Here is a 22234-nt window from a genome sequence, read left to right as displayed (position 1 = left end):
TCACCGCAGCGTGGCCGAAATGGCTTACTGGCAGGCGAAAAAAGGCGCAACTATTCCCATGCAAGGGGGCGACGTCTAATGCCGTAAACGCCTACCCTATGCCGAATCGGCATGGCTTTTTTTAATAATAACTGTCCGAACGGTCAGTTCAAATGTGACATTTTGTCCAGCAAACATGCCGTGAACCTGCCAAACCCGGCTCGCGCAGAGAATCAGGACGTCTCTGGAGCGTTGGCAGAAATGCCTGGGATTACCGCTGCTTAGCGTCGGAAATGTCCGATGGGCCTGGCCAAATTTTATCGATAGATGGTCGACCCGACACACTAAGTAATGGTTGGGAAAGTGCAGAAAGGAATTTTGCGGCTATGAGGGACATAAGAAGCGGCAATGAGCCTGATAAGCCCGTCGCAGGTTCAGCAAGCCATGAGCTTGTGAACCTGCGCCGCAGCTTTTCGCCTGACCCGGCCCTTGCGCAGGCACTCCCTGTACCCGTAGGTCACGCCGATCGCAATTGATCAGAGCAACCCGGCCCCCTGGTCATGCACCCCCTCTTTTCAGGCGGTGCAGACAGAAAGAAGCGTGGGGCTTCTTTCTATGGACGCTCGCCCCGTAGACGACACTCGCGTCAGACGGAACCTAGTACCAATTAGGATCTTTCTTCAGCTGCTCCATGAGCAACTTCTGCATGCCTTCATCCGGCTTACCGATAAACCGGTAATCGGCATGCCGCGTCGGGGATTTATCCGCCGGCAGGCCGGCAGGGACTTCCACCAACATGGCGTAGGCATCTTCCTTGTCTAGGCTGAAGGCAACGATCAGGCGCTTGTTCAGGCAGGTGTCCGCGGTTTCGCAGAGCGGCCCGACCAAGTACTTGTCGCCGTCTTCTTCCACGGCATTCATCTGCTCGGCGGTGCCTGACAGGTTCATGACCCATTCCGGCAGACGCTCTTCTTTCTTCACCACGCCTTGCCAGGTCTCACGGTATTGCGGATCCGCGCTGAGCAATTCGTTGGCTCGGGACTGACCGTCGTTGGCGGCCATTGCCAAGCCGCTGCCGCCCAGAAGCAGGGCGGCAGTAATGGCTTTGAAGGACAAAGTGGTCATTTTCAGCCTCGGCCGCGACGACCAAAGAAGAAGGAAGCGATGAACATCACCAGGAAGACCACAAACAGAATCTTTGCGATACCCGTGGCGGTGCCCGCGATACCACCGAAGCCCAGGACTGCAGCCACAATGGCGATGATCAGAAATGTGATTGCCCAACTCAACATGGTGATTCTCCTTATGCTTCTTTAAGAGGTAACAGCGGTAGTGCCGTGCGGCCACTCAACACGAGTGGCCATTTGGTGCCTAGAACACCCAACGGTCTTGGGATGGCAGCTCACTCAGGGAAGAGCCCTGGTCAACCATCCGCAATTGCGGGGCTGTTGCATCGGCAGCTACGCTGCCAACGGAACGGAAATGGGTCTGGGTCATGACTGGACGTTCAAACTGGGGAATCTGCTGCTGACTCTGCTGCCAATGTTGCAGCTGCTGGCCGCCAATCAACGTGACCATCAGGGCCAGGCTGGCAAACAGACCTTGCTGCAAGCGCAGTGGCGATACACGCAGTTGGTTGAGGCTTTGGCGAGTCATGCTGCTGTTCTCCCGCATTTGATTATTCGTTGGGAGAGCTATTGCAGAGCGCATGCCAGCTTTTTTACAAAATAAAACTCAATAAAATCAATGAGTTAAATATTCTCAATCCAACCACAGCACAGCATCCTGCACGATGCCCTCTCGGAGGCCGTGCGAAATGCACGATGTCCAGCGGTCGGATCGAGGGATAGAACCGGCAAAGCGAGTTGCCGAAGTAGCAAGACGGTATGAAACGCCATCAGGCGTTGCTTTGTAGGAAGGGATGCAGATATCTGCGCGACGCGGCCTTTTATCGATCAGAATAAACCATGCAACTTGCCCGATTATTACGGGACTAACCACCATCATTCATAGTTTAAGGAGCGCGGGACAGATGGAATCAGCCAAGGAACTTCAAGGCCGCATTCTTTTAGTGGATGACGAGTCCGCGATCCTCCGCACCTTCCGCTATTGCCTGGAAGATGAAGGCTACACCGTTGCCACTGCGAACAGCGCGGCCCAGGCCGATACCCTGATGCAGCGGCAGGTCTTCGACCTTTGTTTCCTCGACCTGCGGCTGGGCGAAGACAACGGCCTGGATGTGCTGGCGCAGATGCGAATCCAGGCGCCATGGATGCGCGTAGTGATTGTCACCGCCCATTCGGCAGTCGATACCGCCGTTGATGCCATCCAGGCCGGTGCTGCCGACTATCTGGTCAAGCCTTGCAGCCCCGATCAGTTGCGCCTGGCCACCGCCAAGCAGTTGGAAGTGCGTCAGCTCTCCGCGCGCCTCGAAGCCCTTGAGGGCGAAGTACGCCAGCCGAAAGACGGCCTCGACTCCCACAGCCCGTCGATGATGGTGGTGCTGGAAACCGCGCGCCAAGTGGCCGGCACAGATGCCAACATTCTGATCCTGGGCGAATCCGGCACCGGTAAAGGCGAGTTGGCCCGCGCTATTCACGGCTGGAGCAAGCGTTCGAAAAAATCCTGCGTCACCATCAACTGCCCGTCGCTGACGGCAGAGTTGATGGAAAGTGAATTGTTTGGTCATAGCCGCGGTGCATTTACCGGCGCGAGTGAAAGCACCTTGGGCCGCGTCAACCAGGCTGACGGCGGCACGCTGTTTCTCGACGAAATCGGCGACTTTCCCCTCACGTTGCAACCCAAATTACTGCGATTTATTCAGGACAAGGAATACGAACGCGTCGGCGACCCGGTCACCCGCCGCGCCGATGTGCGCATCCTTGCAGCCACCAACCTGAACCTGGAAGACATGGTCCGCGACGGCCGCTTCCGTGAAGACTTGCTGTACCGCCTCAACGTGATCACCTTGCACCTGCCGCCGCTGCGCGAGCGCAGTGAAGACATCCTGACCCTGGCCGACCGCTTCCTGGCACGCTTCGTCAAGGAATACGCTCGCCCCGCACGCGGTTTCAGTGATGAAGCGCGTGAAGCACTGCTCAACTACCGCTGGCCGGGCAATATCCGCGAGCTGCGTAACGTGGTGGAGCGCGCCAGCATCATTTGCCCGCAAGAGAAGGTGGAAATCACCCACCTGGGGATGGCCGAGCAACCGGGCAACAACGCCCCACGCATTGGCGCGGCGCTGAGCCTGGACCAGCTGGAAAAAGCCCATATCGGCGCCGTACTTGCCACCAGCGACACCCTGGACCAGGCAGCCCGCACCTTGGGCATCGACGCGTCGACCCTGTACCGCAAACGCAAACAGTACAACCTGTGAGCTGTACCTTATGAAGTTAGCGATGAAGCTGCGCACTCGGCTGTTCCTGAGTATCTCAGCGTTGATCACGGTCGCCCTGTTGGGTTTGATCCTGGGCCTGGTCAGCGTCATGCAAATGGCCAAGACCCAGGAATCCCTGATTCGCAGCAACTTCATTACGCTGGACCTGGGGCTGAAGCTGCGCCAGAGCCTGGGCGATCAATTGATCATGATGCTGGAGGACCGGCCCGACCCCGAGGCACTGAAAGCCTCCAAGCAACATTACTTCGACCTGCTGGACCAAGGCATTGCCCATGAACAGCGCGACAATCGTGGGAGTGGATTCAGCCTGGCCCGAAGCCAGTATCAGGACCTGTTGGATGCGTTTGACGAATCCCAGCAACCGACGCCCCCTCCAGGCGCCAAGGAAAAGCTCACTGAAACCTTCAATGCCTTGCGCAATGGCCTGATCAACGAGCACAAGCAGGCACTGGAAAACATCAGCAACAGCGAACACAAGTCTCGCGAGCGCGCTTTGCTGATCGCCGGTTTGCTGGGATTGGTGGGGCTTGCGGTGTTAATCATTGGATTTGTCACAGCCCACGGCATTGCCCGGCGTTTCGGCGGCCCGATCGAAGCGTTGGCCAAAGCCGCCGACAAGATCGGCCAGGGCGATTTCGAAGTGACGCTGCCGATCTCGTCCGCAGCAGAAATGAACCTACTGACCCGCCGGTTCGGCATCATGGCCGAAGCGTTGCGCCAGCATCAGGCGACCAATGTCGATGAACTGCTGGCCGGCCAACAGCGCCTGCAAGCTGTACTCGACAGCATCGACGATGGCCTGCTGATGATCGACCGTCAGGGCCGCCTGGAACACCTCAACCCTGTAGCCCAGCGCCAATTGGGCTGGGATGAGGAACGCCTCGGTCAAGGCCTTGGCGAAGCACTGGTACGCCCCGAGTTGGATGAGCAACTGCAACTGGTACTGCGTGGCGGTAGCCTGGAGCGAGCGCCGGAGGATTTGGAGGTGGAGGTCGAAGGTGAATTGCGCCTGCTGACCTACAGCCTGACCCCCGTCAGTCATACCCAGGGGCATATTCTCGGTGCGGTGATGGTGCTGCATGACGTCACCGAACAACGCGCCTTCGAACGGGTACGCAGCGAGTTTGTACTACGCGCTTCCCATGAGCTGCGTACGCCGGTGACCGGAATGCACATGGCCTTCGGGCTGTTCCGCGAGCGTGCGAAGTTTCCGGCAGAGTCCCGTGAAGCGGATTTGCTGGATACGGTCAATGAAGAAATGCAACGCCTGATGCAGTTGATCAATGACCTGCTCAACTTCTCGCGCTACCAGAACGGCCTGCAGAAACTCACCTTGGGGCCATGCGATGTGACTGACCTGTTGGAACACGCCCGTGCGCGCTTCGTCGAGCCGGCCAATGCGCAAAACATCGAACTGCTGGTAGAAGCCCAATCCGACCTGCCCCGCTTGTATGCGGACCAGGCACAACTGGAACGGGTGCTCGACAACCTGCTGGGCAACGCCCTGCGCCACACGGCGGCCGGTGGGCAGATTCGCCTGCAGGCGCGCCGTCATGGCGAGCGAGTGATTGTCAGCGTCGAGGACAACGGCGAAGGCATCGCTTATGGGCAACAGGGACGAATCTTCGAGCCGTTCGTCCAGGTGGGCCGCAAGAAAGGTGGCGCCGGCCTGGGCCTGGCGCTGTGCAAGGAAATCGTGCAACTGCACGGCGGCCGCATGGGCGTGTATTCGCGGCCGGGACAGGGCACTCAATTCTATATGGCGTTGCCGCTTTAATTTCGGTTCAACGCACGCAGGATTGCGGCGCTTTCCGCATCCGGTGTGCCGTCGAAGAGTGACGGCCGGAAACGCATCTGAAACGCCGCAATGACATGACGCGTGGCGACATCCAGCTCGCCGGTCTGGGGCGTCTGGTAGCCCAGGCGTGCCAATTCTTCCTGGAACCAGGTGATGCTCGGCAGCTCAGCGGCATATTGCACTTGGAACCGCGCAACAGCCTGGGCATTCGGCCACACGCCCAACCCTTCATCGGCCAGGCGCTTCCAGGGAAACAAAGGGCCCGGGTCCAGTTTGCGCAACGGCGCGATGTCACTGTGGCCAATGATGTTCTTGGGGTCGATGCCGTTGCGCTTGCTGATGTCCTTGAGCAGCACCACCAGGGATTTAACCTGCGCCTCCGAGTACGGGTACCACACGCGACCGGTCGGGGTGTCTTTGTAGCCAGGATTGACGATCTCGATGCCGATGGAGCTGGAGTTGAGCCAGGTGCGCCCCATCCATTCGCTTTCGCCGGCATGCCAGGCGCGCTGACTCTCATCAACGAGCTTGTAGATGGTGCCGGAGGCGTCGTCGCCGATCAGGTAATGGCTGCTGACTTGGCCGTGGGTGAGCAATGCCAGGGAGCGTTCAAGGTTGGTGGAGGTGTAGTGGACAATCACGAACTGCACGCGGTTGTCGTGATTCACCGAAGGATGGCTGGTGTCCATGCGCGGGCCGCTGGCACAACCTGCAAGCAGAAGAAACACAAAGGCGAAGTACAAGGATTTCATGGCGGAAGACATTACACTGAAGACGATAATGCAACAGTGTAACGTACCCTTTGTGACCCGACCGTCAAATTACAAAATGGAACATCTTTTAGGCAGGCTGCACCCGGTTCCTTCCCGCCGCCTTGGCCCGATACAACGCCTCATCAGCACGTTTGAGCGCCAGGTCACTGCGCTCTCCCGGCTGGAACTGCGCCACACCCATTGAAACGGTGATCGTCACCGGCTCGCCCTTGAAGTGAAACGGGCACGCTTCAATCGCTGCGCGCAATACTTCGCCCGCCGCCAGCGCATCCGTCAGGGATGAGTCCGGCATTAGCAATACAAACTCCTCCCCACCAAAGCGCGCGATAAAGTCGGTCGAACGCAGACGCTTGCGCAGTACGTTGGCGATGATTTTCAGCACTTTGTCACCCGCCAAGTGACCATAGCCATCGTTGATGCGCTTGAAGTGATCCAGGTCCAGCATCGCCAGCGAGAGGCTGTTGCCACGCTGGTGCCAAGTGTTGACCTCCTGATCGAGGCGCTCGCTCCAGGCTGCGCGGTTGGGCAGCCCAGTGAGCGGATCGATCAAGGCTTTCTGGCGTTGGACCTCCAGATGCTCGCGATAGCCCTGAGCCTCCTGCTCCATATTGGCAACGCGCTCGGCCAAGCCTTTCAAACGCGCTGCCGTTTCCTGCTCGCGCTGGTCACGCTGCTGTTGGTGCTCGTCCATCGTCCCGAGCAGGCCTTCGAGATGGCTCTCCAGTACGTGCTTGAGGCTGTCCAGGTCGGCCGCGCCCTGCACGCTGCTTTGCAGGCCATCGACCTGTTCGCGGATCTGCGTGTCCAGCTCGCGGGCCGCGGAGCGACTATCGGCGTGGCCATCGCTGGCAACCTGCAGGTGCCCCTGGAATGCTTCTAGGCGCTCGTTAAGCTGCTTGAGGTAAGCCTCGAACTCATGCTGGCCGCTGTCGGTGATCGCCAGCATCAACACCGCCAAGTCATCAAGGATAGGCAGCAGCTCGTACCAGTTCAGGCCATGGGCCAGGCGTTCGCGCATCGCTTCGGCCTGCGGCCGGTGGCGTTCGGGCAGCGAGAGCTCTTCCAGCAGGCCGAGCAGGGTGTCCTCGATGTGTTTGGCCACGGAGCTGTAGGACGGCTCCGGCGAGTCGGGCAAGGCATAGGTGCCGTCCGCTTGCAGCTCGTCGGGATCAGGCTCCTCGACCTCCAGCACCGGAGGGAGCGACAGACTGCCAATGGCAGTCTCATCCGGGGTTTCGACCTGAATTTCAGGTGTTTCGATGAAGGCGGCGAGGGCGCTTTCCGTTGCAGGCGCTTCGACTTGAGGCTCGGGCTCGGGCTCGACACGCGCTACGGGTGTTTCAATGGGTGCGGAGCGAGGCGGGGCTTCGTAGACGAACGTTTCGCTGGAGGCGTCAGCCACCTTGATGGGCGCGGCGTGCTCAATGACAGGGGCGACCGTTTCTTGAGGCTGTGGCGTAAAGGCGCGCAACGCTTGCTTCAGTTCCTCGGATTGCTCGGGCGGCTGTGCCTCGGCAGCGGCTGGTTTGGTCGGCGCAGGCTGCGGGGCCGGGCGAGGTGTCGGTTCGTTTGCCACCACCTCATTCGCGACGTCCTTGGAACCAAACAGGCGCTGTAAAAGCCCCGGCCCCGAACGCGCGGTATCGCCATCCGGCTCCAGGTTGTTGAGCGCCTGGCCTTGCAGGCCGCTCAACTCGCTGAGCAGCAAAGGGATCTCACGTGCCTGGCTGACCCGACCGTCCAACTGCTTGGCGAACGTTTTCAGTGGCCGGGCCACTTCACGCGGTAATGGCAGTTTTTGCAGCTGGGTGACCAAGGCCGTCAGCGCGGTACTGATCTGGTCGACTCGGGTTTCGCGGCGCTGCTCTGAATCCAGCACCGCCTTTTCCAGGCGCGGCAGCAAGGCGGCGAGGGCGGCGTCCATATCATCAGTGCGGACAACGTCACGCATTTCCTTCATGCATTGGTCAACCGCGCGGTCGGTGCCTTCAGCGGCCAGGGTGCTGCGCACCAGCCCACGGCGCAGCAGGTCGAGGCGGGCGGCCCAACGGCGTTCGAGCTTTTCTTGTTGCTCGATGCTTTTAAGGTATTTTTCTTTCCAGCGCTGGGCGTCGTCGCTCATGCAAGGGGTCCGCGAGGGCCGGGGCTCAACGCGGGCAATGCATCAGCCGTGAGCGAACCCGGCAGACGAATCTCTACCGCGACCGGCAGGTGATCGGAGATGGGCTGCGCCAGCACCTGCACACTCTCAAGTGTGAGGGTAGGACTGAGCAGGATATGATCAAGACAGCGTTGCGGACGCCAGCTGGGGAACGTGGCTTCGGCTTGCGGCGCCAGCAGCCCGAGGTCGCGCAACGGAGAATTCTGCAGCAGGTCGCTGGCGTGGGTGTTCATGTCCCCCATCAGCACCTGGTGTTTGTAATTGCCAATCAGCTCTCGGATGTAGGCCAGTTGCATGGTGCGGGTGCGAGCCCCCAGCGCCAGATGCATCATCACCACCACCAAGGCTTCCGGGCCTTCGCCAAACCGTACGAGGATCGCACCCCGGCCCTTGGGGCCTGGCAGCGGGTGATCTTCGATAGCCGAGGGCTTCAAGCGACTCAGCACGCCATTGCTGTGCTGCGCCAGACGCCCGAGGTTGCGATTGAGTTGCTGGTACCAGTAAGGGAAGGCACCGAGCTGGGCCAAGTGCTCCACCTGGTTGATGTAACCGGAGCGCATGCTGCCGCCGTCGGCTTCCTGCAAGGCAACCAGGTCGAAATCGTTCAACAGCTTGCCGATCTTTTGCAGGTTGCCGGCACGCCCGTTGTGGGGCAGCAGGTGCTGCCAGCCACGGGTGAGGTAATGCCGGTACTTTTCGGTACTGATGCCTACCTGGATATTGAAGCTCAGCAGGCGCAGGCGGCTGTCTGCCGGCAGGCCCGTGGATTCCAGGTGATGTTCGTTGACCTGCGGATCATGCAGGCCAACCACACGTTCGGTACCCCAGCGGCGCATGACGGGCCCCTTACTTGGCTGCGCGCTCTTTGGCGATCAGTTGGTCGGCAACATTGAGGGTCTGCTCAGGACCACCGGAGGTGCCCAGGTCAAACCGGTATTTGCCATTGACGATCATGGTCGGTACGCCCTGCACGCCGTACTTCTGCGCCAGTTCTTTAGCCTGTTTGATCTGGCCCTGGATGGCGAAGGAGTTGAAGGTGGCCAGGAACTTGTCCTTGTCTACACCTTGGGTGGCGACGAAGTCAGCCATTTCGTCCGGCTTGGTCAGGCGCTTGCCCTGCTTCTGGATCGCATCGAATACCGCGTTGTGGACCTTGTGTTCCACACCCATGGCTTCCAGGGTCAGGAACAACTGGCCGTGGGCATCCCATGGGCCGCCGAACATAGCCGGGATGCGCCGGAAGTTCACGTCCTTGGGCAGTTTCTCAACCCATGGGTTGATGGTCGGCTCAAAGGCGTAGCAATGCGGGCAGCCGTACCAGAACAGCTCCACCACTTCGATCTTGCCAGGTTCCGAAACCGGAACCGGGTTAGCCAATTCAACATAGGTTTTACCGGCTTCAAGCGGCACGTCGGCAGCTTGTGCGGTCATGCCGAAGAGGCTGGCAGTGACGAGAGCGGCGCTGAGGATCAGATTACGCATGCTTTACTCCTGGACAAATAAAGTCGCCTCACGCGACCTTTGTTGTGACAGGTCTACGCGGGCATGAGTTCGTTAGTGTAACGGCACCGGCCACAAAAAAGGGCGGCCTGGGCCACCCTTTTTATGCTTGCATCGCGGGATTAATCGAGTGTTAACGTTACATGCACCTTAGTGCAGGCCCTGGATGTAGCTGGAGACCGCCGCAATGTCTTCATCACTCAGTTTGCGAGCGATGGTACGCATGATTGCCGTGTCGCCATCATTGGCTCGCCCTGCCTCTTCCTTGCGGAAATCGGTCAACTGCTTGGCGATGTAGGTAGCGTGCTGGCCGCTCAAATGCGGGAAGCCGGCGGCCGCTATGCCCGCGCCATTGGGCGAGTGGCAACCGGTGCAGGCAGGCAGGCCTTTCTCCAGGTCACCGCCGCGGAACAGTTTCTCACCACGGGCCACCAGTTTCGGATCGGCAGCTCCCACACTGCCTTTCTGGCTGGCAAAATAAGCCGCGAGGTCTGCCAGGTCCTGATCGCTGAGGTTGGTCAGCAAGCCGGTCATTTCCAGGACCGTACGCTTGCCATCCTTGATGTCGTGCAGTTGCTTGGTCAGGTAACGCTCACCCTGGCCGGCCAGTTTGGGGAAGTTCGGCGCCGGGCTGTTACCATCCGGTCCATGGCAAGCACCACATACGGCGGCTTTCGCTTGACCGGCAGTGGCATCACCTTTGAGGGGGCCCTCTGCAGCGACGGCAGCGCCTGTGATGCCCAAGGTCAACAGCAGACTCACGATCAGTTTGTTCATCAGCTAATCCAACTACGGCTAAGGGGTTTAAGAGTTATCTACCGGGTTTACTCACCATCAATTCAATGATGGCCTGGTAATCCTCAGTACTGCAGTCCATGCACAAACCACGCGGCGGCATTGCCTTGAAACCCTGGGTCACGTGTTGCACCAGCGTGTCCATGCCCTGCGCCAGTCTTGGCGCCCAGGCTGCCTGGTCACCCCGTCTGGGGGCGCTGGGCAACTGGCCGGCATGGCAAGCCACGCAAACTCGGTTGTACACCGCTTCCGGATCCTGTGTAGCCTGAGCGCTGTAAAGCGGGACCAGGACACCGATAGCGAGCAACCACTTGGTCATACGTCGACCATTTCAGGGTTTGAGAGCGTTTTGCGTTCTAATGCGCAATAAAGGTCTATCGCTCCCGTGAACTTCATCCTTCGCTGGGACAAAGCACACACAAAATCTGCGGCATTATATACTGGCGCTACTGAAACGGAAACGACACCGCTTGCCGCACCCTTTTTCGGCACCGCCCACATCGGAAATCTCATGCAACTCAAGAATCCCATCCTCGGTCTGTGCCAACAGTCCACGTTCATGCTCAGCGCCGCCAAAGTTGACCAATGCCCCGATGACGAAGGCTTTGAAGTCGCCTTTGCCGGTCGTTCCAACGCTGGCAAATCCAGCGCGCTGAACACCCTGACCCACGCCAGCCTGGCACGCACCTCAAAAACCCCAGGCCGCACGCAGCTCCTCAATTTCTTCAAGCTAGACGATGATCGGCGTCTGGTCGACCTGCCGGGCTACGGATACGCAAAAGTACCTATCCCGCTGAAGCTGCACTGGCAGCGTCACCTGGAAGCTTATCTGGGCGGCCGCGAGAGTTTGAAGGGTTTGATTCTGATGATGGACATCCGCCATCCGATGACCGACTTCGACCTGTTGATGCTCGATTGGGCCGTCGCCAGCGGCATGCCGATGCACATCCTGCTGACCAAGGCCGACAAGCTGACCTACGGCGCGGCCAAGAACACCCTGCTCAAAGTGCAGTCCGAAATCCGTAAAGGTTGGGGTGATGCGATCACTATCCAGCTGTTCTCGGCGCCAAAACGCATGGGCCTGGAAGAGGCCTACACCGTGTTGGCAGGCTGGATGGAATTGGCAGACAAGGGCGCGGAATTGGCCGAGTAATTTTTCTGCAGGCAAAAAAAACCCCGGACTTCGTATGGGGAGGGGAAGTTCGGGGTTCAAGTTCCGGACCGCTAGGGCGGGGTCCAGATATCTGCCAACACTTAACACAACATAGGAGCATTGAAGGGCTTCACCACCCATTCAGTAACTCTGAGTAGCAATTCACGGGTTAAGTTCCGGCAAGTTCGAAAATCTATTTGAAATAACCGACGGCGACTTTCGGACTAAAGCACTCTGCCACCACCCAAGGTGATGGCAGAGCCCGGCAATCAGTGCGCTTCGTCCCAGTTGTTGCCCACGCCCACTTCCACCAGCAGCGGCACGTCCAACTGCGCAGCAGCACTCATGTGCTCGCGGATTTTCTCGCTGACTTGCGCCACCAGGTCCTCACGCACCTCAACCACCAGTTCATCGTGCACCTGCAGGATCACTTTGGCATCCAGCCCGGATTCGGTCAGCCAATTGTCCACCCGCACCATGGCCTTCTTGATGATATCCGCCGCCGTACCCTGCATCGGCGCGTTGATCGCGGTACGCTCTGCCGCTGCGCGCTCCTGGGGCTTGTTGGAGTTGATATCCGGCAAGTACAGGCGACGACCGAAGAACGTTTCGACATAACCTTGATCAGCCGCCTGGGCACGCGTGCGCTCCATGTATTCGCGAACGCCAGGATAACGGGCGAAATACACATCGATATACGCCTTGGCCGTCTTGGTATCGACGCCAATGTCCTTGCCCAGCTTCTGCGCCCCCATGCCGTAGATCAGGCCAAAGTTGATCGCCTTGGCACTGCGACGCTGATCCGAAGTGACGTCGCCCAATTCAACCTTGAACACCTCGGCCGCCGTAGCGGTGTGCACGTCCAGGTTGTCGCGGAAGGCATTCATCAAGCCTTCGTCCTTGGACAGGTGCGCCATGATCCGCAGCTCGATCTGCGAGTAGTCCGCCGCCAGTAGCTTGTAGCCCTTGGGCGCGACGAACGCCTGACGGATCCGCCGCCCTTCGGCGGTACGCACCGGAATGTTCTGCAGGTTCGGATCACTGGAGGACAACCGCCCGGTCGCCGCCACCGCCTGGTGATAAGAGGTGTGGATGCGCCCGGTGCGCGGGTTGATCTGCTCCGGCAGCCGGTCGGTGTAGGTGCTTTTGAGCTTGCTCATGCTGCGGTACTGCATCAGCACCTTTGGCAGCGGGTAATCATCCTCGGCCAGCTTGGCCAGCACCTCTTCAGCCGTAGAGGCTTGGCCCTTGCCGGTTTTTTTCAGTACCGGCAGGCCGAGCTTTTCGTAAAGGATCGCGCCAAGTTGCTTGGGCGAACCCAGGTTGAACTCCTCGCCAGCGATCTCGAACGCCTGTCGCTCCAGTTCGACCATCTTGTTGCCCAGCTCGATGCTCTGGATGCCCAGCAGATCCTTGTCGACCAGTGCGCCCTGACGCTCGATACGGGCCAGCACCGGCACCAACGGGATTTCGATATCCGTGAGCACACTCGCCAGGCTCGGGATCGCGCTAAGTTGTGCAAACAGCTCCTGGTGCAGGCGCAAGGTGATATCGGCGTCTTCCGCCGCATACGGGCCAGCCTGCTCCAACGCGATCTGGTCGAACGTCAGCTGCTTGGCGCCCTTGCCGGCGATGTCCTGGAAAGCGACGGTGTCGTAGTCCAGGTACTTCTTGGCCAGACTGTCCATGTCATGCCGTGTTGCGGTGGAGTTCAACACATAGGATTCGAGCATGGTGTCAAAGGCGATGCCGCGCACGGTAATGCCGTGTGCCGGGTCGCCGCCGATGGCGCAGTTGGCCAGGATATTCATGTCGAACTTGGCATGCTGGCCGACCTTGAGCTTGGTCGGGTCTTCCAACAGTGGCTTGAGGGCCAGGAGCACGGTGTCGCGATCCAACTGCTGCGGCGCGCCTATGTAGGAATGGGTCAGCGGAATGTAGGCCGCCTCATGGGGCTGGACGGCGAAGGAAACACCCACCAACTGCGCCTGTTGGGCGTCGATACCGGTGGTTTCGGTATCGAAAGCAAACAACGTCGCTTCGTTGAGCTTTTTCAGCCAGATATCGAAGGTCGCCTGGTCGAGGATGGTGGTGTAGCTCGCCTCTGTTGGCGCCACTGTTTCAACAACGGCTTCAACTGCAGGGGCCGCCTTGAGTTCTACGCGCTTGGCGTCGCGCTGGATTTCATCAAACCAGCTCTTGAACTCCAGCAGCGTGTACAGCTCCAGCAGCTTCTCGCGATCCGGCTCGATCAGGTGCAGGTCATCCAGGCCGACATCCAATGGCACATCACACTTGATCGTCGCCAACTGGTAGGAAAGAAACGCCATCTCCCGATGCTCTTCCAGCTTGGCGGGCAGCGTTTTGGCGCCACGAATAGGCAGGGACGGTACGATGTCCAACTGCTCATAAAGCTCTTTGATGCCGCCATTCACGCCGACAAGTAAGCCGGAAGCGGTTTTCGGACCAATGCCCGGAACGCCTGGAATGTTGTCGGATGAATCGCCCATCAACGCCAGATAGTCGATGATCTGCTCGGGAGCGACACCGAATTTCTCCTTCACGCCCTCGATGTCCATCGCGCTACCGGTCATGGTGTTGACCAAGGTAATGTGCCCGTCGACCAGCTGTGCCATGTCCTTGTCCCCGGTGGAAATCACCACCGGGCGGTCAGCGGCCGCACTGCTGCGGGCCAGGGTGCCGATCACGTCATCGGCTTCGACCCCCTCGACGCACAGCAACGGGAAGCCCAGGGCGATCACGCTCTGGTGCAGTGGCTCGATCTGCAGGCGCATGTCATCAGGCATGCTTGGGCGGTTGGCCTTGTATTCGGCGTACATTTCATCGCGAAAGGTCCCACCCTTGGCGTCGAACACCACCGCGAACGGACTGTTCGGGTACTGCTTGCGCAGGCTTTTGAGCATGTTCAACACGCCCTTGACCGCGCCGGTGGGCAGGCCTTTGGAGGTGGTCAGCGGTGGCAACGCGTGGAACGCGCGGTACAGATAGGAAGAACCGTCCACCAGGACGAGGGGTGCTTGGCTCATGAGCAGAATCAACCTTTTCGGCGGGTCAGGCGCTAGAATAGCCGGACCAATGACGACAAAGGGACAAGGTTATCATGCGTACATTCAAACGCCTGCTGTTGACCGGCTTGATCGCACTCGCCCCGATGGCTGCCATGGCGGCAGACGATGCGCCTGGGGGTGATCCGGAAGTGACCATTCGCACGGAAGGTGACAAGACTATCCAGGAGTACCGCCAGAACGGCTTCCTGTACGCAATCAAGGTCACCCCGAAGGGCGCGCCTCCGTATTTCCTGGTGCGCGCGGACGGAACCGACGCGAACTTCATCCGCTCTGACCAGCCGGATATGCTGATCCCGTCATGGAAGATCTTCGAATGGAAATGATTTCTTAACTTCAATTGGCGCCGCACACCGCGGCGCCCGTACTGGCAGTTTTAACCATGTCTGTGTTCACCCCCCTGGCTCGGCCCGAGCTGGAAACCTTTCTCGCCCCTTACGGGCTCGGCCGCCTGATCGACTTCCAGGGGATTGCCGCCGGTAGCGAAAACACCAATTTCTTTATCAGCCTGGAGCAGGGCGAGTTCGTCCTGACCCTGGTAGAACGCGGTCCGGTCGCGGAAATGCCGTTCTTCATCGAACTGCTCGACGTGCTCCACGACGCCGACCTGCCAGTGCCCTACGCGCTGCGCACTACCGATGGCGTGGCCCTGCGCGAGCTGAAAGGCAAGCCGGCGCTGTTACAACCGCGCCTGGCCGGCAAGCACATCAAGGAGGCCAACGCCCAACACTGCGCCCAGGTCGGTGAGCTGCTAGGCCATCTGCACCTGGCAACACAGGGCGAAAAGGTGCTGGAACGCAAGACCGATCGCGGCCTGGACTGGATGCTCAGCGAAGGCGCGCAGCTGATTTCGCATCTGAACGATGCACAGCAGCGCCTGCTGCAGGACGCACTGAGCGAGATCGAAGCCCACAAGGCTGGGATCCTTGCCCTGCCACGCGCCAATGTGCACGCCGACCTGTTCCGCGATAACGCGATGTTCGAAGGCACGCACCTCACCGGCCTGATCGACTTTTATAACGCCTGCTCCGGCCCGATGCTGTACGACGTGGCGATTGCCTTGAATGACTGGTGTTCGGACGCGGATGGCGTGATCGATGGGCAACGCGCCCGGGCATTGCTGGGGGCTTATGCGAGCCTGCGGCCGTTTACCGCCAAGGAAGCCGAGTTATGGCCGACGATGCTGCGCGTGGCGTGTGTGCGATTCTGGTTGTCACGCCTGATCGCGGCTGAGTCGTTCGCCGGGCAGGACGTGTTGATCCATGACCCGGCGGAGTTCGAGCATCGGCTGGTGCAGCGTCAGCAAGTGACTATCCAACTGCCGTTCGCCCTATAAAACTCGATCAATGTGGGAGCTGGCTTGCCTGCGAAAGCGGCGGGTCTGCAACGGAGATGCTGGCTGACCTAACGCTATCGCAGGCAAGCCAGCTCCCACAGGTCAGAGCGACTCCAGGCAACCCGCCAAATCATTGCCTAACTTCTCCAGCACCTGCTCATAGCCCTGAGCGGTAGCCGGGGTATAACCGCCCAACGCATCCAACTCCGCCAGCTTCACCGGCAGACCGGAGACCAGCGTTTCCGCCAGGCGCGGACGCAACGGCGGCTCGCTGAACACGCATGTCTTGCCGACTTCCTGCAAACGCGTACGCATCGCCGCCACATGCTGGGCGCCGGGTTGTACCTCAGCAGCCACGCTGAACACGCCGGCATGCTTAAGCCCGTAAGCCTCTTCGAAGTAATCGAAGGCTTCGTGGAACACGAAATAAGGCTTGCCATCGATCGGCGCCAAGCGGGCTTTCAGGCGAGCATCCAGAGCATCCAGGCGCTCGTCGAAGGCTTTAGCGTTGCTCTGGTAACGCGCGGCATTGGCCGGATCGGCGGCAGCCAGGTCAGCAGCCATGCGCGCAGCGATCACCCGAGCGTTGACGGTCGACAGCCACAAGTGCGCATCCAGGCTGCCTGGGCGGTGATCATGGTCGTGTTCGTCGGCATCATCGGCGTGGGAGTGGTTATCTTCAGCGAAACGACGCAACTTCATGCCTGGCAGATCCTGCACTGCCACTGTCGTAGCCGTACGACCTTTCAGCACGCGCGGCAGGAAACTCTCCATATCCGGGCCGATCCAGTACAGCAGGTCCACCGACTGCACACGCCGTACGTCGGATGGACGCAGCGCATAGTTATGCGGCGATGCACCCGGCGGCAATAACACCTCGGGAACGGCCACGCCATCCTGCACTGCCGCGGCAATCAGCTGCAACGGTTTGATGCTGGTCAGTACCTTGACCTCGGCCTGAGCGGCGCCAGTGATGAACAAACTGGTGACAAATACGACAAAAACGGGAAAAAGTCGGGACACGATGACCACTCAATGGCGTAGGAACGGGTAACATAATAACGTCTCTATCAAATATCTGTCGCCGCTCATGCCTAAAACACCGCTTGCCAGCCGTCCCCACGACCACTCTCACTGCGTGCATACCGCGCTGTCGGAGGCCGAGACCCTGTGCACACAGAAGGGTCTGCGCCTGACCGCCCTGCGTCGCCGCGTGCTGGAACTGGTGTGGCAGAGCCACAAGCCGCTGGGCGCCTACGACATTCTCGGCGTGCTCAGCGAGCAAGATGGCCGCCGCGCCGCACCGCCGACCGTGTACCGTGCCCTGGATTTCCTGCTGGAAAACGGCCTGGTGCACCGCATCTCCTCATTGAACGCCTTTGTCGGCTGCAGCCACCCGGAACACGCACACCAGGGCCAGTTCCTGATTTGCCGCGAGTGCCACGCCGCCATCGAGCTTGAACAAAAAAGCATCAGCGATGCCATCATCAAGAGCTCTGCCGACGTCGGCTTTCAGGTCGAAGGGCAAACGGTCGAAGTGGTCGGCCTGTGCTCGGGTTGCCAGGGGGTTTGATGAGCAACGCGTTAATCCGCCTGGAACAGGTCGGGGTCACGTTCGCCGGGCAACACGTGCTGGATAACATCGCACTGAGCGTGGAACCTGGGCAGATCGTCACCCTGATCGGTCCCAACGGCGCTGGCAAGACCACCCTGGTACGCGCCGTACTCGGCCTGCTCAAGCCCGACACCGGCAGCGTGTGGCGCAAACCCAAGCTGCGCGTCGGCTACATGCCGCAGAAGCTGCACGTCGACCCGACCCTGCCACTGTCCGTACTGCGCTTTCTGCGCCTGGTGCCGGGCGTGGACCGCGCCCGCGCCCAGGCTGCGCTAAAGGAAGTCGGCGCCGAACAGGTGATCGACAGCCCGGTGCAAAGCATCTCCGGCGGCGAAATGCAGCGCGTACTGCTGGCCCGAGCCTTGTTGCGCGAGCCGGAACTGCTGGTGCTGGATGAGCCGGTGCAAGGTGTCGACGTCGCCGGCCAGGCCGAGCTGTATAGCCTGATCACCCGCCTGCGCGACCGTCATGGTTGCGGCGTACTGATGGTCTCCCACGATTTGCACCTGGTGATGAGCACCACCGACCAAGTGGTATGCCTCAACCGTCACGTGTGCTGCTCCGGACACCCGGAGCAGGTCAGCGGCGACCCGGCGTTCGTCGAGCTGTTCGGTAAGAACGCCCAGAGCTTGGCGATTTACCACCACCATCACGACCACGCCCACGATTTGCACGGCGCCGTGGTCGACGATCCCGCCGCCCCTCACACCCACGTTCATGGAGATAGCTGCAAGCATGGCTGATTTTCTGCTCTACGCCCTGCTGGCAGGCTTGGCTTTGGCACTGGTGGCGGGCCCACTGGGCTCGTTCGTGGTCTGGCGGCGCATGGCTTATTTCGGCGACACCCTGTCCCACGCGGCGCTGCTGGGCGTGGCCATGGGCTTCTTGCTGGATGTGAGCCCGACCATCGCCGTGACCGTGGGCTGCCTGTTGCTGGCGGTGCTGCTGGTGACCCTGCAACAGCGCCAGCCGCTGGCCTCCGACACCTTGCTGGGCATCCTGGCACCGAGCACCCTGTCCCTGGGCCTGGTGGTGCTGAGCTTCATGCACGAAGTGCGCATCGACCTGATGGCCTACCTGTTCGGCGACCTGCTGGCCATTAGCACCACCGACCTGGCCTGGATCCTCGGCGGCAGCGCCGCCGTGCTGGTGTTGCTGGTCGCGCTATGGCGCCCATTGCTGGCGATTACCGTGCACGAAGAGCTGGCCACGGTCGAAGGCCTGCCTGTGCCGAGTCTGCGCATGGCCCTGATGTTGTTGATCGCCGTGGTGATTGCTGTCGCGATGAAGATTGTCGGCGTATTGTTGATCACGTCGCTGTTGATCATTCCCGCAGCCGCCGCCCAGCGCCATGCCCGTTCGCCGGAGCAGATGGCGATCGGCGCGAGCCTGCTGGGGATGCTTGCAGTGTGCGGGGGCTTGGCGCTGTCCTGGTTCAAGGACACGCCGGCCGGGCCATCGATTGTGGTCACGGCCGCCGCCCTGTTTTTGCTGAGTTTTGTCCTGCCCCGTCGAGGGGTGTAGACTTGCTCGCTTTTTGCGCAAATAGAGAGTCGCAGGAATGAAGCCGTTCACCTCCCGTTATCTGCTCCTTGCCGCATTTTCCCTGCTGCTGGGCGCCTGTCAAAGCACACCGCCCGCCGCCCCCGAGGCCCCGGACGCTCGCGCTGCGGCCATCGCGCAGCTGGAACAAAACCTGGCCAGCAGCGAGTTGGCCACCGCTGAAGATCAACTGGCAGCACTGCAGACCCAGTCGCCAAACGACCCGGCGCTGGAGGCCTACCAGCGTCAATTGGCCGAAGCCTATCTGCAGCGCAGCCAGATCGTGCTGCAAAAAGGTGACGTAAACGCCGCCGCCACCGCACTGAGCCGTGCCCGCGCCCTGATGCCCAAGGCCCCGGCGCTGACCGGTGGCGTAAACAGCGCCATCACTCACGCCCGCAAAGCCGAGTTGGACCAAGCCGAGGCCGCACTGAAAGCCGCCGAAGCCAAACCCGCGGCCAAAGTCATCGACCCGGCAGCACCCAGCACCACCGTGGCGCTGAACCTCACCCATATCGAAGACCTGCGACACCAGCTGGATGCAATTGCCACCGACGTGGTGAATTACCAGTGCGACGTGAGCATCCAGGCGCCGCGCACAGAGGATTACCCGTGGCTGGCCACGTTGCTGACCAAACGGGTGAAGCGTATCGATTCGGACTATGACCTGAAGATTCACCGTCAGATTCTGAAGAATATTCCTGCGCAAGTTGTGCTGATTCCGCGCAAGGCGGAATAAAAGCATCGCAGGCAAGCCAGTTCCCATTTGAAGTGTGAACACATTCAAGTGTGGGAGCTGGCTTGCCTGCGATGACGATCTAACAAACAGCTAATGATTTAAGCCGGAATCGCCTTAGCCTTAGGCTCACGATCCCAAACCCGATGCTGGCCGATGGCGGCAAAAAACGCCTTGAACGCCTTGGCATCCGACCCCACGATCAGCCCCGCATCCACCTCAAGCTTCAGCAGGTCCAACAATGGCTTGGCGTCACTGGCAACGGTAATCGCCTTCAGGTGCTTGTACGCCTCCAACAGGAAGTGCAACGCCACCCCATCACCGCTCAAGGCTTTCACCGAGTCCTTTCCGCCAGGGACAAACACCGCATCAAACGCAATGGACGGCATACCTTCCATCGACGCATCCACTGGCAGGCTCTTGCCATCGGCCGTTTTCACCGGCGCCGAGGTGGGCCCCAGCAACTTGGCGTGCGCACCCTCTGCTTCCAGTGCCTTTTTCAGCGCGGCAATCGCTACGCCGTCCACGCCATTGGCTGCAAGGATCGCGACCTTGCGGGTCTTGATATCGCCCGGCAGCAGGTTCGCCTGGCTCAATGCCGGCGAACGTTCCGGCTTGGTTTGACGCTCCGGCACGGTGCCTTTAGTCGGCGCTGGCAGCCCGAGGTTCTGTGCCACGCGCTTGGCCAGTTCCAGGTCGATATTGGCCAGGATCTCGTTGACCTGACGCGCGCGAATGAACTCACGCTCCACCTTGCCCAACTCAAAGCTATAAGCGGCGATGATGTGCTCTTGCTCGTGCTTGCTCATGCTGCGGAAGAACAGGCGCGCCTGGGAGAAGTGATCGCCGAACGACTCGCTGCGCTCACGGATCTTGTGGGCATCGATACGCTCCGGATAAGTCTCGAAGCCACCATCCTGTGCCGCCGGCGGGGTTTCCTTAGGCCAGCCGCCATCAATCGAATTCGGCTCGTAGGACGCACGGCCTTTGTCGATGGTGCTGCGGTGCATGGCATCACGCTGATTGTTATGCAACGGCGTCACGGGCTGGTTGATCGGCAACTGGTGAAAGTTCGGGCCGCCCAGTCGGCTGATCTGTGTATCGGTGTAGGAAAACAGCCGGCCTTGCAGCAGGGGGTCATTGGAGAAGTCGATACCCGGCACGATATGGCCAGGGCAGAACGCGACCTGCTCGACTTCTGCAAAGAAGTTATCCGGGTTACGGTTCAGCACCATCTTGCCCAGCGGCGTGATCGGCACCAGCTCTTCCGGAATCAGCTTGGTCGGGTCGAGAATATCGAAGTCGAATGCATGTTCCTTATCCTCGGGAATAACCTGCACGCCCAATTCCCACTCGGGGTAGTCGCCCATCTCAATGGCTTCCCAGAGATCACGACGGTGGTAGTCGGTATCTTTACCGGCCAGCTTTTGCGCCTCGTCCCACACCAGCGAGCAGGTGCCTGCGGTAGGGCGCCAATGGAATTTGACGAAGTTGGATTGACCCTCGGCATTCACCAGGCGGAAGGTATGCACGCCAAAGCCTTGCATGCTGCGTAGGCTCTTTGGAATGGCGCGGTCAGACATCGCCCAGATCACCATGTGAGCGGATTCGGGCTGCAGCGAAACGAAATCCCAGAAGGTATCGTGCGCCGATCCGCCGGTAGGAATTTCATTGTGTGGTTCAGGCTTTACGGCGTGCACGAAGTCAGGAAACTTGATCGCGTCCTGAATGAAAAATACCGGCATGTTGTTGCCCACCAGGTCGAAGTTGCCTTCTTCGGTGAAGAACTTAACCGCAAAACCGCGCACGTCACGCACCGTATCACCCGAGCCACGTGGACCCTGCACGGTGGAAAAGCGCGTGAACACCGGGGTTTTATGCCCAGGATCACGCAGGAACCCAGCCTTGGTCAGCGCCGAATGGTTCTCATACGTCTGGAAATAACCATGGGCGCCGGTGCCACGGGCATGCACGATGCGCTCCGGGATGCGTTCATGGTCAAAGTGCGTGATTTTTTCACGCATGATGAAGTCTTCCAGCAGCGATGGGCCACGGGAACCGACTTTCAAGGTGTTCTGGTTGTCGGAGATCTTCACGCCTTGGTTGGTGCGCAGGGCATGGCCGGTCGCATCGGAGCGGAATTCTTCCAGGGCCTGCAGCTTGGCGTTGGTGTTGCCACGGTCCAGGGTATCGGTACCCGCGAGTTCACTCTTCAGCGGGGTGGCTGGCTTCTTGGTACTCATCAGACAAAACTCCTTATTCAAAGTGGCCAGAGCGGTCCCCGGCTCGTTTGAGCAAAACCCCAGGCACGGCACCTGGGAAATCGAGTTGCTTAAGTAGTGACTGATGGGGTTTTGGGC

At 60.0% G+C, this 22234-nt stretch carries 21 protein-coding genes; 9 read left to right on the top strand and 12 right to left on the bottom strand.

Annotated elements, in window-relative coordinates; genetic code table 11:
- Nucleotides 1–636: 636 nt before the first annotated feature.
- From BMZ57_RS13485 to BMZ57_RS13475, 3 genes are all read right to left on the bottom strand, one after another.
- Complete coding sequence (locus tag BMZ57_RS13485; RefSeq protein ID WP_010207846.1) at nucleotides 637–1104, bottom strand: inhibitor of vertebrate lysozyme family protein; 468 nt, start codon at nucleotides 1102–1104, stop codon at nucleotides 637–639.
- A gap of 2 nt (nucleotides 1105–1106) precedes the next feature.
- On the bottom strand, nucleotides 1107–1271 hold the full coding sequence (locus BMZ57_RS13480) for a DUF1328 domain-containing protein (protein ID WP_003170804.1): 165 nt from the start codon (nucleotides 1269–1271) through the stop codon (nucleotides 1107–1109).
- A gap of 79 nt (nucleotides 1272–1350) precedes the next feature.
- Complete coding sequence (locus BMZ57_RS13475) at nucleotides 1351–1635, bottom strand: hypothetical protein (protein ID WP_029529043.1); 285 nt, start codon at nucleotides 1633–1635, stop codon at nucleotides 1351–1353.
- Nucleotides 1636–2011: 376 nt separating this feature from the next.
- On the opposite strand from BMZ57_RS13475, the gene algB reads away from it, so the two are divergent.
- Entirely contained in the window at nucleotides 2012–3358 is a 1347-nt protein-coding gene (gene algB, locus BMZ57_RS13470; RefSeq protein WP_042571122.1) for a sigma-54-dependent response regulator transcription factor AlgB, read from the top strand.
- 10 nt (nucleotides 3359–3368) lie between these two features.
- On the top strand, nucleotides 3369–5156 hold the full coding sequence (locus tag BMZ57_RS13465) for an ATP-binding protein (protein ID WP_069672986.1): 1788 nt from the start codon (nucleotides 3369–3371) through the stop codon (nucleotides 5154–5156).
- Here BMZ57_RS13465 and BMZ57_RS13460 read toward each other — a convergent pair.
- The 6 genes from BMZ57_RS13460 to BMZ57_RS13435 form a co-directional block, all read right to left on the bottom strand.
- Nucleotides 5153–5929, bottom strand: coding sequence for an N-acetylmuramoyl-L-alanine amidase (locus tag BMZ57_RS13460; protein WP_010207840.1), 777 nt, complete (start codon nucleotides 5927–5929; stop codon nucleotides 5153–5155). The genes BMZ57_RS13465 and BMZ57_RS13460 overlap by 4 nt on opposite strands.
- A gap of 88 nt (nucleotides 5930–6017) precedes the next feature.
- Nucleotides 6018–8072, bottom strand: coding sequence for a GGDEF domain-containing protein (locus BMZ57_RS13455; RefSeq protein ID WP_042571121.1), 2055 nt, complete (start codon nucleotides 8070–8072; stop codon nucleotides 6018–6020).
- Nucleotides 8069–8947, bottom strand: a complete 879-nt coding sequence (locus BMZ57_RS13450) for an endonuclease/exonuclease/phosphatase family protein (protein ID WP_010207836.1) — start codon at nucleotides 8945–8947, stop codon at nucleotides 8069–8071. The genes BMZ57_RS13455 and BMZ57_RS13450 overlap by 4 nt, the downstream gene beginning before the upstream one ends.
- 10 nt (nucleotides 8948–8957) lie before the next feature.
- Nucleotides 8958–9593: a thiol:disulfide interchange protein DsbA gene (gene dsbA / locus BMZ57_RS13445; protein WP_010207835.1), complete on the bottom strand. Its 636-nt coding sequence runs from the start codon at nucleotides 9591–9593 to the stop codon at nucleotides 8958–8960.
- Between the two features lie 168 nt (nucleotides 9594–9761).
- On the bottom strand, nucleotides 9762–10388 hold the full coding sequence (locus BMZ57_RS13440; protein WP_010207834.1) for a c-type cytochrome: 627 nt from the start codon (nucleotides 10386–10388) through the stop codon (nucleotides 9762–9764).
- Between the two features lie 34 nt (nucleotides 10389–10422).
- Nucleotides 10423–10725 carry a c-type cytochrome gene (locus tag BMZ57_RS13435; protein WP_021491398.1) on the bottom strand — a complete coding sequence of 101 codons (303 nt, stop codon included), beginning with the start codon at nucleotides 10723–10725 and terminating at the stop codon, nucleotides 10423–10425.
- Nucleotides 10726–10917: 192 nt separating this feature from the next.
- Here BMZ57_RS13435 and yihA point away from each other — a divergent pair, with 192 nt between their 5' ends.
- Nucleotides 10918–11559 carry a ribosome biogenesis GTP-binding protein YihA/YsxC gene (gene yihA, locus BMZ57_RS13430; RefSeq protein ID WP_010207832.1) on the top strand — a complete coding sequence of 214 codons (642 nt, stop codon included), beginning with the start codon at nucleotides 10918–10920 and terminating at the stop codon, nucleotides 11557–11559.
- 269 nt (nucleotides 11560–11828) lie between these two features.
- Here the strand turns inward: yihA and polA are convergent, their stop codons facing one another.
- A complete protein-coding gene (gene polA / locus BMZ57_RS13425; protein ID WP_010207831.1) occupies nucleotides 11829–14606 on the bottom strand; it encodes a DNA polymerase I in 2778 nt (925 codons plus the stop codon).
- Nucleotides 14607–14680: 74 nt separating this feature from the next.
- Here polA and BMZ57_RS13420 point away from each other — a divergent pair, with 74 nt between their 5' ends.
- Nucleotides 14681–14971, top strand: a complete 291-nt coding sequence (locus tag BMZ57_RS13420; RefSeq protein WP_010207830.1) for a DUF2782 domain-containing protein — start codon at nucleotides 14681–14683, stop codon at nucleotides 14969–14971.
- Between the two features lie 56 nt (nucleotides 14972–15027).
- Nucleotides 15028–15981 carry a homoserine kinase gene (locus BMZ57_RS13415; protein ID WP_010207829.1) on the top strand — a complete coding sequence of 318 codons (954 nt, stop codon included), beginning with the start codon at nucleotides 15028–15030 and terminating at the stop codon, nucleotides 15979–15981.
- A 102-nt stretch (nucleotides 15982–16083) separates the two neighbouring features.
- Here BMZ57_RS13415 and BMZ57_RS13410 read toward each other — a convergent pair whose 3' ends face one another.
- Nucleotides 16084–17013, bottom strand: coding sequence for a zinc ABC transporter substrate-binding protein ZnuA (locus BMZ57_RS13410; protein WP_021491401.1), 930 nt, complete (start codon nucleotides 17011–17013; stop codon nucleotides 16084–16086).
- A 58-nt stretch (nucleotides 17014–17071) separates the two neighbouring features.
- On the opposite strand from BMZ57_RS13410, the gene BMZ57_RS13405 reads away from it, so the two are divergent.
- Genes BMZ57_RS13405 through BMZ57_RS13390 form a run of 4 tightly spaced genes read left to right on the top strand, consistent with a single transcriptional unit; the run spans nucleotide 17072 to nucleotide 19877 of the window.
- A complete protein-coding gene (locus tag BMZ57_RS13405; protein WP_010207825.1) occupies nucleotides 17072–17554 on the top strand; it encodes a Fur family transcriptional regulator in 483 nt (160 codons plus the stop codon).
- The gene (gene znuC / locus BMZ57_RS13400; RefSeq protein WP_010207823.1) at nucleotides 17554–18339 is read left to right on the top strand and encodes a zinc ABC transporter ATP-binding protein ZnuC; all 786 of its coding nucleotides are present in this window, start codon (nucleotides 17554–17556) and stop codon (nucleotides 18337–18339) included. The genes BMZ57_RS13405 and znuC overlap by 1 nt, the downstream gene beginning before the upstream one ends.
- The gene (znuB, locus tag BMZ57_RS13395; protein ID WP_010207821.1) at nucleotides 18332–19120 is read left to right on the top strand and encodes a zinc ABC transporter permease subunit ZnuB; all 789 of its coding nucleotides are present in this window, start codon (nucleotides 18332–18334) and stop codon (nucleotides 19118–19120) included. The genes znuC and znuB overlap by 8 nt, the downstream gene beginning before the upstream one ends.
- Nucleotides 19121–19157: 37 nt before the next feature.
- Complete coding sequence (locus BMZ57_RS13390; RefSeq protein ID WP_021491402.1) at nucleotides 19158–19877, top strand: PA5502 family lipoprotein; 720 nt, start codon at nucleotides 19158–19160, stop codon at nucleotides 19875–19877.
- Between the two features lie 98 nt (nucleotides 19878–19975).
- On the opposite strand, the gene katE is transcribed toward BMZ57_RS13390, so the two are convergent.
- Nucleotides 19976–22189 (bottom strand): catalase HPII, encoded by a 2214-nt coding sequence (gene katE / locus BMZ57_RS13385; protein WP_302622380.1) that lies wholly within the window; start codon nucleotides 22187–22189, stop codon nucleotides 19976–19978.
- Nucleotides 22190–22234: the final 45 nt, after the last annotated feature.

Source organism: Pseudomonas simiae, from assembly GCF_900111895.1.
Taxonomy (GTDB): Bacteria; Pseudomonadota; Gammaproteobacteria; order Pseudomonadales; family Pseudomonadaceae; genus Aquipseudomonas; species Aquipseudomonas simiae.
Note: the sequence above shows the minus strand (reverse complement) of the source record. Positions and strands in the feature narration are given on the sequence as shown.